This is a genomic window from Clostridium paridis, from assembly GCF_016765615.1.
Classification (GTDB): Bacteria; Bacillota; Clostridia; order Clostridiales; family Clostridiaceae; genus Clostridium_T; species Clostridium_T paridis.
This window is the reverse complement of record NZ_JAESWA010000029.1, coordinates 195,186-212,771: the sequence shown is the minus strand read 5'-3', so window position 1 is coordinate 212,771 and position 17,586 is coordinate 195,186. Positions and strand designations below refer to the sequence as shown.

Here is a 17,586-nt window from a genome sequence, read left to right as displayed (position 1 = left end):
GTAAATATTTTTTTGCTCATATAGTTCATCTCTCCTAATGATATTTATTCTATTATACATAAAAGTACCCCATAGAATAGGCTTTTTTTAATTGTCTATTCTATAGGGTACATTTTACTCTGTCTAGGTTTTTTTATGCTGGAGTCGAAACGTAACCTTTAATATCCTCTACGTTACTTATTCAAAATACTTATAATATAATCTAGTTTGCTCTTCATCAGCAAATCCGTTATCTATATTATATTTTAACTTTTTACTTATAGTACACTTAGCTTTATCAATTATTTTTTCTAAATATTCTTCATTACGCATTATGTTCATCCAATTATAATTATCTAATGCTATTTTTTCATAATCAAACTTACTTGGATTTATAATAAACTCTAATACATCATTATATTCAATATATTTTTCAAATTTCAATATACTTACTCCTTTACACAATAGAAATAATACTATAACATGATCTAGTATACTTTCTAATGGTTCAGGAAAACTCCTAATCCCTGGACTTTTCTTCCTATTAGAATCATGTATCCTTAAATTATCAAGTATTTTACTCTCTATAACTTCATTATATTCAATTACATTATCAAAAATAAAACGTATTACTGTATTTATATTAGTATTATCTATATTATTTAATATATTATTACTTATAATTTTCTTTTGCTCCTTAGAAACTAACTTACTTACCCCAGATATATATTTAAAGTTATTTTCTTCTATCATCTTATCTATTTTATCCTTATATAAGTTATATGAGAAAGGTTTAATACTATTTAAAAAACTAAATATAGTTCTTGTTTTATTATCTCCTTCTAATTGTATATATACTTCCTCTGTAAACAACTCATTAATAACTAATTCAAAAGAATTATTGCTTATTATTTCATTATTTCTATTGATAAAACAATTAAAATCTTCATTTATTTCAGTAAAAATATATACATGTAAATTCCCATCCATATTTATTAACACATCTTCTAATATTTTTACAGCCCTATTTACATAATCTTCATCTAATTTAATTGCTGTTAATAGTAATACCAACTTTTTCAAATATTCTATATTAAATCTATTAGGTCTTAATTTTATATATCTACATAAGTTTTCTAGTATTTCTACAATATCAAAATCATTTTTATATAGTATTTCTTTTACCTCATATTTTCTTAGCAACTCTTTTATCTTTTTATAACTTGAATGTTTAATTATTATATCCCAATCATATATATTAAGTATATAACTATCATATTGATTAAAATCTGGAAAAACTGTATTTGTTCTAGTTCTTTTTGTTTTTGGTGAATACGTGCTTATTATAGCTTCTATATATGGTTCAAAGAATTTTTCCATATTATTAAAATAATCTAAGTATACTCCATTTTCTCTTATATAAAAATAATAATCATATACTATCGTCATCATTTTGTATAAATCGTACCTAACGTCTCCAAATTGTACTGAATTATCTAACTTTAAATATTTTTTTATATGATCATCCTTTAATTTAGATAGTTGCAATATCTGATCTTTATTATTATTAAATATATCATTTAAGTAATTTAATTCATACATAGTCTTTTTCGCAATATTTTCATATATATATCTAAAATCATCGTAATTATCTTTATCATTATTAAACATCAACTGATTTATTAGCCCTAGATTAAACTTATATAATAATAAATCATATATATCATTATTCAAAATACTTTCTTTTAATTCTTCTAAGCATTCCCTTGCTTTCTCAAAATATTGTAATTTAAATAAATAAAAAGCTTTAGTATTTTTATTATTTATTGAATTAATTCGTTTATCAATCTCCACATAATTACATTTAATTTCTAACTTATTTAACTCAGTAAATTCATCATCCACTCTATTATAATTGTCTAATAAATCATACTCTTCTCGTTTATCATTTATTCGAATAATAATATATCTAATCCCTGCTTTAATTAATAGCTCTTTAACTAATTTCTCTTTCTCACCTTTTTCATTAATAATATCCTTTATAACTAAATACTCTTTAGCATCAATATGAGAAAAGTTAAATGTATTTCCACCTATTAACTCTCCATACTTAAACCTGTATATTCTAAAGAGATCATGTATAGAAATCTTTCTAAGCTTTTCAAGATTAGTTCCAGAATAATAAAACTTATCTATAATACTTTTTGGATAGTCTTTTATATACATCAACGTTCCATATAATCTTTTTCCAAATTCATTTGATAAATTACTTTCGACATTCCCCAAATGTTCTTTATCAACTTCTTGCGGATTAATAATAAATATGTTATTTTTTTTATAATAATCCTCTATAAATACACTATATTCCTCACTAACCTCTTGAACGACAAAACTTTTAGGTCTATTATTTATGTCATTATAACCTTTAGCTAAATAATCTACCCAGCTTATAATTTGCTTTAAATTATAATCATTTAATGAATAACCAATAAATAGAAATGTATTACTGACTAATAATGATTTAATATACGTTTCAATTAAAATATGATTTTGTGAATAATTTAAGTAATCATTTTCTTTAAGCACAATATTATCTAACTCTTTTATATCCCCATGCATCTTTATAATATAGTTACTCTTTTTAGAATCTAATAAATCTTTATCTTTAGATATAACATCGAATAACATTCTTTGTTCTATAATTGTATCTTCTAATAACCTATCATAATTTGTTGTTATTATATGTTTAGGATTTAATTTGAAAATTAACTCATGAATATCATTAGGTTGTCCCTCTGCGTCTAACTCCCCTTTAATTACCTTTTTATACTCTTCATTTCCAAAAATATTATAATAATACTGTGGAATCTTTAAATACTCATCAGAAGATAATTTTTCCTCTCCATTGATTGGATAGTTAAGTTTATTAACAAATACTCTAATTAATTGCTCCCAATCTGGCAAATTAGAATTTTTTGAAATACCTGCACCTACAAATATTATTAGTTTATCTTGATCTTTAGCATTCTTAATATACCTTATTTTTTCATCTAAATTCAAAATACTCCTCCTAAATATCAAATTTCCACTTGACTAATCTTAGTCAATTCTCTGCAATTGGAATTAATATAACTATTATACCATTATGTTACATTGTTAATATATTAAAATCCGCTTATTTCTTATACATATAAATTTCCAAGTAAAAACTTCAAAACATAAAAAAACACGACATTTCTGTCGTGTTTTTATTTGGTGGAGGCGAGGGGTCGTGTACATCCTGTATTTCTATTCAATTAGATTTTTTCTTATATCTAATTTCAGGCACTGACTATATCTTCATCATAAACATATATCTATGATGCTTGGCGTATTATAGAAGCTATAATATAGTTTTGAAACTTCTATCTTAGTATTCCATAGCTTTAAGCTTTAGGAACCTATAAGTCGATACAAGGCTGTTAGATTTCTCTACATACCTCTCGGTATTGCCGACAGCATTACCTGTTTCGGGTTCACCGATAAAGCCAAGTTATCACTTAAGAATCACTTCTTAAGGCGACTCATCTTACGAATCGAACCCCTGTCCGAAAGCAGACCAGCCTGACTTTCTCCGAGCGCAGTCTATAGTTTAACATTCCCTCTACAAGACGCCTATAGACAGGCTTCTTGCTTCAGTAGCTTCATAAATTCCGTTCCTACCTCAAAGCTTTGGCAGGCTCGGTTCCCCGCTATCGGCGCCAGATTCTAAGCTGCGGGAAGCTTAGGCTGACGAGCTGCTAACTAGGCAGCTAATGCAAAATTATCTTCTGCGTTTATCTTTATTGCATAGTTGATCTCGTGGGACCATGCTTCCCCCGGCTCGCTTATCAAACCCATCTTACCCCCGTCGAAGCCATAACGCCCCCATGTTATACATATAATCTTTTAATATTTCTTCATTGTGAGTTAAAAAGCTTCGGATTTAAGAAGCTTTGATTAAAACAGCTCTGCGATATTGGTTCGACCACAAGATGTTTTAAAATGAGGAATGATAGAAATTTTTAGGTTATATGAGGTAAGTTTATAATCTTCTATATTGCTTTGATTATATACTTAAGTTTTTAAACGCATTTGATTTTTAAAATTAAAAACTATATTAAATTTTATTTGATCCAGATATTAATTATAGACCATTTCTTGAATTATTGCAAGGACTCATGAATTGTTCCCTGCATGAATTATATTATACTATTTAAGCACTTACTTCAACAGATATCTATTAGCAATACTACCATTAAAGCTATTAGTTGTTAACCGTCCCCAAAATGAAAAAGAAAACCTGAAAATTCAGGTTTTCTCTTAAATATTAAGTATTCATTTAGAAATTAGATCCGTTCCATCCCCAGTTATCTACTTCTTCATATTTTACGTAAATCTTATCCACAGGAATAGCTAATTCTTCATAAAATATGTCACAGATAGCTGTGGTTAATTTGTTATATGCCTCTTTTGAAGCTTTACCAAATATCTTAACTTCAATAAATGCTCCTTTTTCAAGATTCTCACCTTTGAAATATAATTTATAATTATCTTCAAAGCCTAACATAAGCCAGTTTTCACTTTTACCAGGGATTATTTCAATAGCCTTACCAAGTCTATCTTTAATAACCTCTTCTTTTTCCTTTGATAACTTTACACTTACCTTTGAATTAATAAAGGGCATAATTTTTCACCACCTAAAATTTACTTCTTTCCTTTAATGCTCTTTCCACGTCTCTCTTATGAGCTTTTTCTAACATAGTATCTCTCTTATCGTAATTCTTCTTACCTCTACCTACTGCTAGGTTTACTTTTACTCTTCCCTTCTTTAGGTATAAGGAAAGTGGTATTAGAGTAAGCCCCTCTTGCTGAATAAGTCCTATAAGTCTTCTTATCTCTTCCTTATGCAAAAGTAGTTTTCTTTCTCTTAAAGGATCTACGTTAAATATATTCCCCTGCTCATAAGGGCTTATATGCATATTTTTAATAAATACTTCGCCATTATTTATATCCGCATAGGCATCTTTAAGATTAATTCTTCCTGCCCTTATGGATTTAACTTCAGTTCCAACTAATTCTATTCCCGCTTCCATTGCTTCTTCTATAAAATAGTCGTGGCGAGCTTTTCTATTTTCAGCTAAAGTTTTATTATCATTATTCTTTCTTACCATATTATCCACCTACTTGGTTTTATTATCATTTCTCTATTATAATATATAACCTTCTTCATAACAACAAAACAAGCTATAGGTTTCAATTATTTTATTGTAAATACGCTTAATTTAGCAATTACCATATCTGATGATTCACTTAAGGTACTTGCAGCTCCATATATTTCTTCACTAGCAGCACTCATTTCTTCAGATGAAGCTGTTATTTCTTCAGTAAAGGCTGATACTTCCTGAGCTATTGCAGATACAGATGAAATGTCATTTATAAGCTCGTCCTTCTTCTTTTCTAAAGCTACACTTGAAGTACTTACTTCATCCATCTTTGGAGCTACTTTCTCCAATAGTCCTGCTATTTCAGTGAAACTATCTGAAGTCTTATTTATAGCTTTCTTTTGCTCTGACAATATATTATTTAATTCCATTGTTTCAGAGAAAATTATTTTATTATCTTTAAGAATTATTTTACCTATACTTTCAATATTTTCTGATGCTTCCTTACTTCTTTCAGCTAGTTGTCTAACTTCTTCAGCAACAACAGCAAAACCTCTTCCTGCTACTCCTGCTCCAGCTGCTTCAATTGCTGCATTTAATGCAAGAAGATTTGTTTGTTCTGATATTTCCTTTATTAAATATGTTATCTCATTAACCTTTTTAATATTTCCATTCATATTGTCAATTTTACTTCTAAAGTCTTCAAAGGTAGTAATCATCTTATTGAACTCATTAGCTACAGCAATTACATTGTCATTTTCTTCATCTGATTTTTTGTATACATCTAAAATCATAGCTTGAACTTCTTTAAAATTATCTGTTATATTATCTAATTCTCTTCCAAAGTCATTTGAGATTGAAACCATTCTATTTAAAGATGTTGCTTGCTCATTAGTTCCTGACGCAACCTCTTCAATTGATTTAGCTATATTGGCTGTAGTTTCAGAGAATTCCTTAGATATATTAGTTAAAGAATTACCTTGTGCCTTAACTTCACTTGAACTATCCACTACTTCATTAAGAATGTCTCTTTGAACTTCTTTTAATGATGAGAGTGCTTGAGCTATATTACCAAACTCATCTTTTCTCTTTAGAAGTTTTGGATCACCTTCAAACATAAAGTTACCCTGTGATAATTCTAGTATGTCATCTTGAACTCTTCTTATGTTTCCTATTATAAAGTTAACTAAACCTAAACCTGAGATAATTATTACAATAATCGCAATTATAATTGTTATTATTGAAGTTTTATTCATGCTTGATAACTCAGAAAATAATTGTTTTTCTGGAATTGCAACTGCAATGGACCAGTTTGTCCCTTCAATTGGAGCATACCCTATAAACTTAGTTTCTCCTTCATAGGTGTAACTTCCAGTGCCTTTTTCACCTTTTATCATTTTCTTCTGAATATCAGCTAGAGATGTTAAACTTGAATCGCTTTTTGCTTTTTCTATTACATTTTCTTGTCTATAAACCAATACTGAATCTGGATGAACTATAACATTACCTTTACCATCTAATGCATAAGCTATTCCAGCATCACCAATTTTTATACTCTTAACAAAGTTGCTTAAAACTAAATTTTCCTTAACACCTAATAAGACGCCAATTGTTTGATCTCCTGATTTAATTGGTGCTGCAAAAGGTGCTACAAATATGTCTCCTTCAAGCTTTGAAAAGTAAGGTTCTCCAACTACTGCCTCCCCTTTAAGAGCTTCACTAAAGAAATCCTTATCTTTTAAATTTTCCTTTTCTCCAGTTAAATATGTAATATTACCGTCTAAATCAACTATACCCATGCTGTAGAATTCATTGTCCTTAGCATACTTAGTTAATAAATCTTTCTTTTCTTCAGCTGTTCCATTTACTAGTCTAGTATCTACTGATAAATTTTTAATATCTCCTTTAATTGAATCTATCTTTTCTGCCATTCTTCCTGAAATCTGCTCTCCTAAATTCTCAACTAAAGGTTGTCCTGTTTTAGTTACTGCTTGTTTGGCAAAATAATAGTTTGTTACCGCTATTACAATAGATGAAGTTAATGAAATGACCAAAAAAATAGCTAATATCTTTCCTTTTATACTTTTAAAATTGATATTAACTTTACCATTAACATTTAATTTATTAAACTTATTTTTTGTTTTTTTCTTAGACTTGTCTTTCATTTCTTGCCTCATATTCTCCCCACCACTTTTTATTATTCCTTAAATCATATTTAAATCCCTATTAAATAGTATATATTAAATCTCATAAAATTACAATTTTTTCATGATAATGACTATATTTTTTTAATTCTACCAAAAATAGAGAATTAGTTTAATCAATAAAATCTCTTAAACTAATTCTCTATATTAATAAACCTTTAATTAAAAAACTTCTTCTTCACTTTTACATTCAACATTAGTGTCTGCAAATTCCTCTAAACCGTTCTTATCTATAGATTCTGGTTTAGGTGTTTCCTCTTCTTGTTCTTCATCACTTACGAGCTTAAAGTATATTTCTCTATTTGGTATATTTACTTTCTCGCATCTTACTTTAACCTCATCACCTAATTTATACATATTCTTCTTTCTCTCACCTATTAGGCAAAGATGATCTTCATCATATATATAATAATCATCATCTAAATCACTTATATGAACTAAACCTTCAATAGTATTAGGTAATTCAACAAATATACCAAAGCTTGTTACAGAAGATATAATACCGTCAAATTCTTCACCTATTCTATCCATCATGTATTCAGCCTTCTTTAAGTCATCTACTTCTCTTTCTGCTTCTTGAGCTACTCTCTCCATTTCTGAAGATTGCTTAGCTGCATAATCAACTATAGTAACTAGCTTAGTTGCTCTTCCTTCATCAATTCCTCCATGAAGGTGTTCTTTTATTATTCTGTGAATTTGAAGGTCAGGATATCTTCTAATTGGTGATGTAAAGTGACAATAATACTTAGCTGCTAAGCCAAAGTGTCCTGTACATTCTGGTGAATATCTAGCTTGCATCATAGAACGTAGTAAAAGTGTACTTACTACAGTTTCTTCTTTCTTATCTTTAAATTCTTCTAAAACATTTTGAAGATTTCTAGGGTGTATCTCAAGCGGCCATCTAACTGGATATCCTAAATTGTATAAAAACTCTTTAAACTTCTCTAATTTTTCTGAGTCTGGATCTTCGTGAATTCTATATACAAATGGTAGTTTAGTCCAGAACATATACTCAGCTACGGTTTCATTACAAACCAGCATAAATTCTTCAATAATTCTATTTGCTATTTCTCTTTCATATGGCTTTATATCAATTGGCTTACCTTTTTCATCTAATATGATTTTTGATTCTTCAAAGTCAAAGTCTATAGCCCCTCTTTTAATTCTCTTATTATGAAGTATGTTACATAGTTCCTCCATATTTTTAAAGTCCTCATGTAGGTTACTATATCTTTCTATTAAGTCTTTATCATTATCTCTAAGTATCTTAGTTACATCTGTATATGTCATTCTTTCAGTAGTTTTTATTACAGATTCGTATATTTCATGATCTATAACTTTACCTTCTGAGTTAATAACCATATTGCAACTTAAAGCTAATCTATCTACCTGTGGATTTAAAGAGCATATTCCATTTGATAACTTCTTAGGTAACATTGGTATTACTCTATCAATAAGATATACTGATGTTGCTCTCTTTAAAGCTTCCTTATCTAATGGATTTTGTTCTTTAACATAATGTGTAACATCCGCAATATGTACCCCTAGCTTATAGTTTCCATCTGGAAGTTTTTCTATTGATACAGCATCATCTAAATCTTTTGCATCTTCACCATCTATAGTAACCATCTTTATATTTCTTAAATCTCTTCTACCAGCTATATCTTTTTCTTTTATCTCTACATCAATTCCTTCTGCAAACTTTATAACTTTATCAGGGAATTCTTCTGGTAACCCAAACTTTTTAATTATGGTTAATATATCTAGGCCTTTTTCTCCTTTTTTACCTAGTATTTCAACTATCTTACCTTCAGGATTTCTTCTTTGATCTGCCCATTTTGTTATTTCTACTATTACTAGGTCTCCAGTTGTTGCTCCATTAGTATCTTTTCTACTTATAAATACATCATTTTGTATTCTTTTATCTTCTGGAACTACAAAACCAAAGTTTTTAGAGTCTTCATATACTCCAACAAAACTCTTATTAGCTCTTTCTATTACTTCTCTAATTTCCCCTTCGCATTTTTTACCAGCCACATCTTCTTTTAGAATTTTTGCAATAACTCTATCGCCGTTTAAAGCTCCATTCATATTGTTAGCTGGTATAAATACGTCTGCTCTTCCTTCTTCATCAGGAATTAAGAAGCCAAACCCCTTTGAGTGAACTTGAAGTTTTCCTGTAACTAAGCCCATTCTATCAGGCACACCAAATTTATCCTTCTTATTTCTAATTACAAGTCCTTCTTTTTCCATGGTCTTTATACATTTTTTGAAAGCTTTATATTCATCTCTTTTTATATCAAACACTTCACTCAATTCTTGGAGATCCATTGGTCTATATGCTTGCTCTTTCATGAATCCTAAAACTGTTTCTTTTATTCCCATAACTGTCCTCCTTAAAACTTATCTATTTTATATTTTTTCCTAACCTTTATATTTAATTCAATCGAACTTAAATAGCTTTAGAAGAAAATTTTTCTAATTTGATTATATATCATAAAGGGGACGGTTAACAACTTTTTGCTTTAATGCCTGTATTACAAGTCATAATTAAAGCATTAGAAAGTATAATTAGTTGTTAACCGTCCCCAAAAATTATTTAAATAAATTAAGAAGCAATCCGCCATATTCAGCTATTAGTGGTGCAAATACCAATGAAACAATAGTCATTAATTTAATTAGTATATTCATTGATGGTCCAGAGGTATCTTTAAATGGATCTCCTACAGTATCTCCTGTTACTGCAGCTTTATGAGATTCACTGCCTTTTCCTCCTAATTCTCCACCTTCAATATACTTTTTAGCATTGTCCCAGGCTCCACCTGCATTTGCCATTAATATTGCAACTAAAACCCCTGTAGAAACTGCTCCGCATAATAATCCAGCCAGAGCATCTTTGCCTAATAGCATGCCTATGCCTAAAGGTATAACTATTGCTAATATACCAGGTAATATCATTTTCTTTAAAGCTGCTTCAGTAGATATTTCAACACAAGTTGAGTAATCTGGTTCCTCTGTCCCCGCCATTATACCTGGCTTTTCTCTAAATTGTCTTCTTACTTCCTCAACCATTTTAACTGCAGCCTTTCCTACTGCTTCCATAGTTAAAGCTGCAAATAGAAATGGAATCATTCCTCCAATAAGTAGACCCACTAGAGTTAATGGATTTAGTAAATCTATTACTTTAATATCAACCGTTTCTGCATAAGATGCAAATAATGCTAAGGCAGTTAAAGCTGCTGAACCTATGGCAAACCCTTTACCTATAGCTGCAGTTGTATTTCCAACAGAGTCTAATTTATCAGTAACTTTTCTAACGCTTTTATCCATAGCTCCCATTTCAGCTATACCTCCAGCATTATCAGCTATAGGGCCATAAGCATCTACTGCTACTACAATTCCTGTGTTAGATAACATTCCAACAGCAGATAGTGCTATTCCGTAAAGTCCGTTCATTGGCGATGTATTTCCACCCATTGAAAAATACGCAACTAATATACCTATAGAAATTAATATTATAGGTATAACTGTAGATTTCATTCCAACTGATAAGCCTGCAATAATATTTGTGGCAGCTCCAGTTTTAGATTCATTTGCAATTTCTTTTACTGATTTATAATCCGAAGAAGTATAAATTTCTGTAACTTTACCTATAGCAATCCCAACTACAAGCCCTGATAATACAGCAATAAAGCCTTTGTAATCACCAAGAAAATACTTACTTAATACTACTGCAAAAATTATTATAATCACTGAAGCTATATATGTTCCTCTATTTAAAACCTTTTGTGGATTATCCCCTTTACTATATCTAATAGTTAATGATCCAATTATAGAGGCAAGTACACCAACACCACAGAGCATAATAGGATAAAGGGCCTCTTCATTACCACTGGTTATTTTTAAGGTTAAACCTAAGGTTATAGCAGAAATTATTGAACCAACATAGGATTCAAATAAATCTGCCCCCATTCCGGCTACATCTCCTACATTGTCCCCTACATTATCAGCAATTACTGCAGGATTTCTTGGATCATCTTCCGGAATACCAGCTTCTACCTTACCAACCAAATCCGCTCCAACATCTGCTGCTTTAGTATAAATTCCTCCTCCAACCCTTGCAAATAAAGCAATAGAGGAAGCCCCTAAACCAAAGCCTGTTATATATTCACTATTTAGATTAAAAATTATTGATAATATACTTATACCGAGTATGCCTAATCCAACAACAGATAACCCCATAACAGAGCCTCCTGAAAATGCAAAAGATAAGGCCTTGTTTATCCCTTCTTTTGCTCCCTCTGCTGTTCTTACATTAGCCTTAACAGCTACCTTCATTCCAAAAAATCCTGATAGTATTGAGAAAATTGCACCAATCAAAAAGCATATAGCTGTTTTGATACTTAAGAATAGAGAAATAGTTACAAATACAACCACAATGAATACTGTCAAATACCTATATTCTTTTCTCAGGAAAGCCATAGCCCCCTGTTCTATATATGAAGATATTTCATTGAGTTTTTGGTTTGTTACTTGTTTTTTTATTATCCACCTTCCAGTTAAAAAGGAAAACATCAGAGCTATGATCCCAACTAACCCAGTAAGAAATAAAAAATTCATAATTCTCCTCCAATTAATTTTTTTGCTCCACTTTTAATACTATTATTCTATTTTCTGATTTATACAAAAAAACCAGCCAAAGGCTGGTTTCTTTATAATTATATTAACTTATGGATACTACATCATATCCTGCATCATCAATGGCATCTCTAATAGCATCCTCTGATGCATCTCCTTCTATTGTTGCTGTTTTAGTGTCTAAATCAACAATAGCAGCAGTAATTCCATCTAATTCTATTAAGCTTTTTTCAACTCTAGCTTTGCAATGTTCGCAAGACATGCCTTCTATTATTATTTTCTTCATATCTATCCCTCCAATATTTTTATTTAATTTTATTATATAATAAATTTTATAAACATATTAACTTTATTTAACTGGCTTAAATCCCTTAAGTCTTAAAGCATTTAAAAGCACTGAAACAGAACTAAAACTCATTGCTAATGCAGCAATCATTGGATTTAATAATTTACCACCTAATGCATACCATACTCCCATTGCAACAGGTATTCCTAAAACATTATACCCAAAAGCCCAAAATAGATTTTGTTTTATATTCTTTATAGTTTTCTTACTTAACTGTATTGCAGTTGGTACATCCATAAGGTCACTTCTCATTAATACAATATCGGCAGATTCTATTGCAACATCTGTACCTGAGCCAATAGCTATTCCAATATCTGCTTTTGCAAGTGCTGGAGCATCATTTATTCCATCACCAACCATAGCAACTTTCTTTCCTTCATTTTGAAGTTTGCATACTTCTTCTGCTTTATTTTCTGGTAAAACTTCAGCAATTACTTTATCTATACCAACTTCTCTGGCAATTGCTTCTGCTGTATTCTTATTATCTCCAGTTAGCATAGCTACCTGAATTCCCATGCTATGAAGTGTTTCTATAGCTTTCTTAGAACTAGCTTTAATTGTATCCGCCACTGCGATAATTCCAACTAGTAGTCCATTTTCAGCTATATACATAGGTGTTTTTCCTTCTTTTGATAAATTGTCAGAAGCCTCTTTTAAGTCCTCTAGACTAATTTCTTGTTCTACCATTAATTTAAGATTACCTAAATAATATTTTTTGCCTTCTATAACTGCTTCTATGCCTTTACCAGAAATAGCTTTGAAATTATCTACTTTAACAAACTCAAGCTTCTCTTCCTTAGCCTTTTCTACTATAGCTTCTCCTAAAGGATGCTCTGAGGCTTTTTCAGCACTAGCAGCATATAAAAGCAATTGTCTTTCATCATAATTCTTTGTAATTATATCTGTTACCTTAGGCTTACCTTCTGTAATAGTTCCTGTTTTATCAAATACGATAGTTTCAATCTTATGAGTTGTTTCTAATGCTTCTCCACCTTTAATTAACACACCATTTTCTGCCCCTTTTCCTGTTCCAACCATTATAGCTGTAGGTGTTGCTAATCCTAATGCACATGGACACGCTATTACTAGTACTGAAATAAATATGCTTAGGGAGAATATTGTTCCCTTACCAAAAAGGAACCATGTTCCTGCAGATAAAACTGCTAACGTCATAACTACAGGTACAAAATATCCAGATATTATATCAGCAAGTTTTGCTATTGGAGCTTTAGACCCTTGCGCTTCCTCAACTAACTTAACTATTTGGGCTAACGCTGTATCTTTTCCAACTCTTGTAGCCTTATATTTAATGGATCCATTTTTATTTATTGAAGCGCCTATTACTTTAGAACCTATTACTTTTTCAACTGGTATACTTTCTCCTGTAAGCATAGATTCATCTATTGAAGTATTACCTTCTATAACTTCTCCATCTACAGGAAGCTTTTCTCCTGGCTTAACTAATATTATATCTCCAACTATTACTTCTTTTATAGGAATAATTAATTCTTTCCCATCTTTTATTATTGTCGCAGTTTTTGGAGCTAATCCCATTAATTTTTTAATAGCTTCTGAGGTTCTTCCTTTTGTTTTGCTCTCTAAGAATTTTCCGAGTGTTATAAGTGTAAGGATTGTTGCTGCAGATTCAAAATATAAGTCCATTGTATACTCATGGTTTCCAATTGAAATCTGATATATTGCAAATAATCCATATAAAATAGCTGCTCCGCTTCCTATTGCAATTAATGAATCCATATTAGGATTTCCTGAAAATAATGATTTAAATCCAACCTTATAAAATTTCTTTCCTGCAACTACTACCGGTATTACCAATGTTAATTGAACTAATGCAAAAGTCATAGGATTCATTTCTGCATCAATAATTCCTGGAAGCATAAATCCTAACATATGTCCCATAGCAATTATTAATAAAGGTACTGTAAATATCGCTGAAACAATAAATCTTTTCCATAAAGCCTTTGATTCTTTTAACTTAACATCTTCTGTTTCTTCTTGAGTTTCTTCTTCCTCTTTAGCCTTATAGCCTGCCTTTTCAACAGCTGCCACTATATTCATGCTTCTTACTTTGCTAGAATCATATTCTATAGTTAACTTCTCAGTTGCTAAATTGACTGACCCACTATTTACACCTTCAACTTTATTTACCGCTCTCTCTACAGCTCTAACGCAAGCTGCACAAGTCATTCCTTCTATTTTGAAAATTTTAGAAGTTATAAGCTGTTCTTCTTTCTCCTCATGTATTGCCTTATACCCAGCTTTATCCACTGCTGCAATTATATCCTCTGTGGTAACCTCTTCTTCATTAAATTTTATATTTAACTTTTCTGTAGCAAGATTAACAAAAGATTCTTCAACACCTTGAAGCTTTTTTGTAGCTCTTTCTACAGCTCTAACACATGCTGCACAGGTCATTCCTTCTATCTTGAAAATCTCTTCTTTCATATTTACCTCCTCACCCCCCTACCCAGGGGGTCTAAAGTAAAAATATCATATTTTTGCTTAAAAGTAAAGTGGTGGTGAAGATTTTATTAAAATAAATTTTAAAATAAATCTTTCACCACCAAATTAATATTAAATCTTAAATTTTTTCACAATAGCATCTAATTGTTTAGAAATATCTTGTAACTGTTCAGCTAAAATTAATGTATTTTCTGCCACTGTATTTTGCTCAGCCATTGATGCTGAAACTTCTTCTAGTCCGGCAGCAGACTCTTCAGATATAGCTGAAATTGATTGGATTGAATCCATAACATTTGTTTTGTCTCTATCTACATCTACTACATTACTATATAGTAAATTTATCTTGTCTAAAGAATTATTTGTAGCATCGTCAATTAAATTGAATACATCTGTAGTATCTTTAACTGCCTCACTAACATCCTCAATTATTTCTCTTCCTCTATTCATAGTGGTTTGAGATATATTAATCTTATCTTGAATTTCTTTAATAACTGTTGTAATTTCCTTAGTCTCGTTATTTACTTCTTCTGAAAGTTTTCTAACTTCTTCAGCAACTACTGCAAAGCCTTTTCCTTGTTCTCCTGCTCTAGCTGCTTCAATTGCCGCATTTAGTGCAAGTAGATTAGTTTGTTCTGCAATTTCTCCAATTTTACCTACGATGTTTCCTATTGAATTTGATTTTTCTCTTAAAGTAGTTATACTATCTCCAATTTCATTTAACGCTGCTTTATTTTCCTGGAACTTATTAACTAGAACTTCTAAACTTCCTTTTCCTTTACTATTTGCTTCTATGGTATTGTTAGATATTCTCTTAAGTTCTTCTGAACCCTTAGTAACGTTAGTTATTTTTTCAGTAAAGCTTTGGAAGGCTGCTACTATCTCTTGATAATTTTCAGCTTGCTCAACAGAGCCTTTTGCAATTTCATCCATAGTTTGAGATATAGCCTCTGTATTTTGTGCTAATCCTTGAGCTCCATCTGAAGATATGTCTGAATTTACAAGAATACTTTCTGATGATGTAGCTAACTCTGTAATAATATTTCTAAGTTCAGCTCTAAGGTTTACTACAGCATTAGCTATAGTTCCCATTTCATCTTTATATTTTTTAATCTCTTCAAAGCTAGAATCATATTTTAAATCCAATGCAGATGTCTTGTTTATTAATTCAGTAATCCTTAAAATTGGTTTAGATATTTTCTTTCCTATGTATGCTCCTAATAATATTGCTACAACAATAGCTGCTAGTGCAATAACAACTAATATCATTGATCTACTGTATACATCAGAATTTGCTGCATTCTCTTGATCCGCTATAGTTTTATCTATAGTATCTATGTAATTACCTGTCCCAATAACCCATCCAAAAGGCTCATAATATTTACTATAAGCTCTTTTTGGCAAACTTTCAGTTTCTCCTGCTTTAGGAAAATAATATTCTGTATAACCACCTTCTGGTTTTTGACCATTAGCAATTATGTCTTTCATGTAAGAATTTCCTTTAGTATCTTTGGAATCTAATCTGTTCTTTCCTTCAGTATCCTTTCCTAAAAGAACTACATTAGTTCCATCTAAAGTATCTGCCCAAAAATATCCTTCTTTTCCATACTTCATATTTCTAAGCAAATCTGCACCTTGCTTTTGAGCTTCACTTAAAGTAATTTCTCCCTTTTTATATTTACTATTTAAACCATCTAAAACTGAAATTGCTGATTCTACCTGATTTTTAATCGTTAAATCATAGCTACTTAGCATTTGCTCTTTCTGTTGCTTTAAAATGTCACTTTTTACAGAATTGACAACGTATACAGAAAATCCGCCAATTGACAAGCCTGTTCCAAGAACTATGATTACAATTAATGCTGTTATTCTACTACTTATTTTCTTCATTTTTCCCCCTCCATTACTAATAAAAATAATGCACACTTATTTCTATATATTAATTATCGAACACTTTACACTAAAATTCAATACCTTACAAATATTACTTTATTTCTATATATTCCTACAAATTCCTTATATCTTTTAAGCAAAAAAATTAACAACAAAGACAGCATACTTGCCTTTGTTGTTAACTGATAGGTTTTTTTATAGGAAACCTTACTTATTCTCACATAAATAAGTTATTAGTTGAACTTAAAACCCTATATTTTAACTATCTAAACTAATCTGTTTAACTTCTGATTGATCACAATATATTTTATAGTAGAACGTATCTTTTGCTTCTCCATTTGAATTTGTATAAGTTCTTTTATAAACCTCAACTTTGCCTACCCCTTTATATGTTGGAGATTCAAGTAATTGACCTTGGGCTTCAGTAATTTCAGTATCATATGAAGTAATTCCATTCTTATCTACGCAAAATCTAAATCTCTTTTCCCCGTTATATTCACTTTCACCTAGTACTACACCATCAAAGCTGTGAAGATTATCAGTTTCATATAACACATCATCGTATTTTGAACTAGAATTTATATTTAAAGATGATAAATAAGCTTTTCCACTAAATATGCTAATTGTATCAGGCTTACTTTTAGTAAGTTTAAGTGAAACAAATACTATTATTCCTACTATTACCACTGACACACCTAAAACCATGGCAAGTGTAGAAAATATTTCTTTTGATGAAGGCCTCTTTGATCTATAAATGCTATTACTATTTGCTAATCTATTTCTGTTATAGCTATTAAAAGTTGAGTGCGAATTTATTCTGTTTTGTTTTCTTTGCTTTGCAATTCTTTTTACTTTCTTTCTCATA

The 17,586-nt window shown here is 30.2% G+C and carries 10 protein-coding genes and 1 other RNA gene; all 11 read right to left on the bottom strand.

What is annotated here, in order from left to right; all coding sequences use genetic code 11:
• Positions 1–177: 177 nt before the first annotated feature.
• The gene (locus JK634_RS20245) at positions 178–3,039 is read right to left on the bottom strand and encodes an SIR2 family protein (RefSeq protein WP_202769574.1); all 2,862 of its coding nucleotides are present in this window, start codon (positions 3,037–3,039) and stop codon (positions 178–180) included.
• A 511-nt stretch (positions 3,040–3,550) separates the two neighbouring features.
• Positions 3,551–3,879, bottom strand: a transfer-messenger RNA (tmRNA) gene (gene ssrA, locus JK634_RS20240).
• Between the two features lie 460 nt (positions 3,880–4,339).
• Complete coding sequence (locus tag JK634_RS20235) at positions 4,340–4,684, bottom strand: phenylpyruvate tautomerase MIF-related protein (RefSeq protein ID WP_202769573.1); 345 nt, start codon at positions 4,682–4,684, stop codon at positions 4,340–4,342.
• Between the two features lie 13 nt (positions 4,685–4,697).
• Complete coding sequence (smpB, locus tag JK634_RS20230; RefSeq protein WP_202769572.1) at positions 4,698–5,171, bottom strand: SsrA-binding protein SmpB; 474 nt, start codon at positions 5,169–5,171, stop codon at positions 4,698–4,700.
• Positions 5,172–5,257: 86 nt separating this feature from the next.
• Positions 5,258–7,339 (bottom strand): methyl-accepting chemotaxis protein, encoded by a 2,082-nt coding sequence (locus JK634_RS20225; protein WP_202769571.1) that lies wholly within the window; start codon positions 7,337–7,339, stop codon positions 5,258–5,260.
• Positions 7,340–7,528: 189 nt separating this feature from the next.
• Positions 7,529–9,751, bottom strand: coding sequence for a ribonuclease R (rnr, locus tag JK634_RS20220; protein ID WP_202769570.1), 2,223 nt, complete (start codon positions 9,749–9,751; stop codon positions 7,529–7,531).
• Positions 9,752–9,961: 210 nt separating this feature from the next.
• The gene (locus JK634_RS20215) at positions 9,962–11,986 is read right to left on the bottom strand and encodes a sodium-translocating pyrophosphatase (protein ID WP_202769569.1); all 2,025 of its coding nucleotides are present in this window, start codon (positions 11,984–11,986) and stop codon (positions 9,962–9,964) included.
• A gap of 103 nt (positions 11,987–12,089) precedes the next feature.
• Positions 12,090–12,290, bottom strand: coding sequence for a heavy-metal-associated domain-containing protein (locus tag JK634_RS20210; RefSeq protein ID WP_202769568.1), 201 nt, complete (start codon positions 12,288–12,290; stop codon positions 12,090–12,092).
• Positions 12,291–12,353: 63 nt separating this feature from the next.
• Complete coding sequence (locus JK634_RS20205) at positions 12,354–14,813, bottom strand: heavy metal translocating P-type ATPase (protein WP_202769567.1); 2,460 nt, start codon at positions 14,811–14,813, stop codon at positions 12,354–12,356.
• Positions 14,814–14,942: 129 nt separating this feature from the next.
• Positions 14,943–16,718 carry a methyl-accepting chemotaxis protein gene (locus JK634_RS20200; RefSeq protein ID WP_202769566.1) on the bottom strand — a complete coding sequence of 592 codons (1,776 nt, stop codon included), beginning with the start codon at positions 16,716–16,718 and terminating at the stop codon, positions 14,943–14,945.
• Positions 16,719–16,979: 261 nt separating this feature from the next.
• Positions 16,980–17,585: a hypothetical protein gene (locus tag JK634_RS20195; protein WP_202769565.1), complete on the bottom strand. Its 606-nt coding sequence runs from the start codon at positions 17,583–17,585 to the stop codon at positions 16,980–16,982.
• Between the last annotated feature and the right edge of the window lies 1 nt (position 17,586).

Excerpts from the sequence above, each read along its gene's own strand:
- JK634_RS20235 (WP_202769573.1), bottom strand. The coding sequence starts at position 4,684 with ATGCCCTTTATTAATTCAAAGGTAAGTGTAAAGTTATCAAAGGAAAAA.
- smpB (WP_202769572.1), bottom strand. The coding sequence starts at position 5,171 with ATGGTAAGAAAGAATAATGATAATAAAACTTTAGCTGAAAATAGAAAA.
- JK634_RS20225 (WP_202769571.1), bottom strand. The coding sequence starts at position 7,339 with ATGAGGCAAGAAATGAAAGACAAGTCTAAGAAAAAAACAAAAAATAAG.
- rnr (WP_202769570.1), bottom strand. The coding sequence starts at position 9,751 with ATGGGAATAAAAGAAACAGTTTTAGGATTCATGAAAGAGCAAGCATAT.
- JK634_RS20215 (WP_202769569.1), bottom strand. The coding sequence starts at position 11,986 with ATGAATTTTTTATTTCTTACTGGGTTAGTTGGGATCATAGCTCTGATG.
- JK634_RS20210 (WP_202769568.1), bottom strand. The coding sequence starts at position 12,290 with ATGAAGAAAATAATAATAGAAGGCATGTCTTGCGAACATTGCAAAGCT.
- JK634_RS20205 (WP_202769567.1), bottom strand. The coding sequence starts at position 14,813 with ATGAAAGAAGAGATTTTCAAGATAGAAGGAATGACCTGTGCAGCATGT.
- JK634_RS20200 (WP_202769566.1), bottom strand. The coding sequence starts at position 16,718 with ATGAAGAAAATAAGTAGTAGAATAACAGCATTAATTGTAATCATAGTT.
- JK634_RS20195 (WP_202769565.1), bottom strand. The coding sequence starts at position 17,585 with ATGAGAAAGAAAGTAAAAAGAATTGCAAAGCAAAGAAAACAAAACAGA.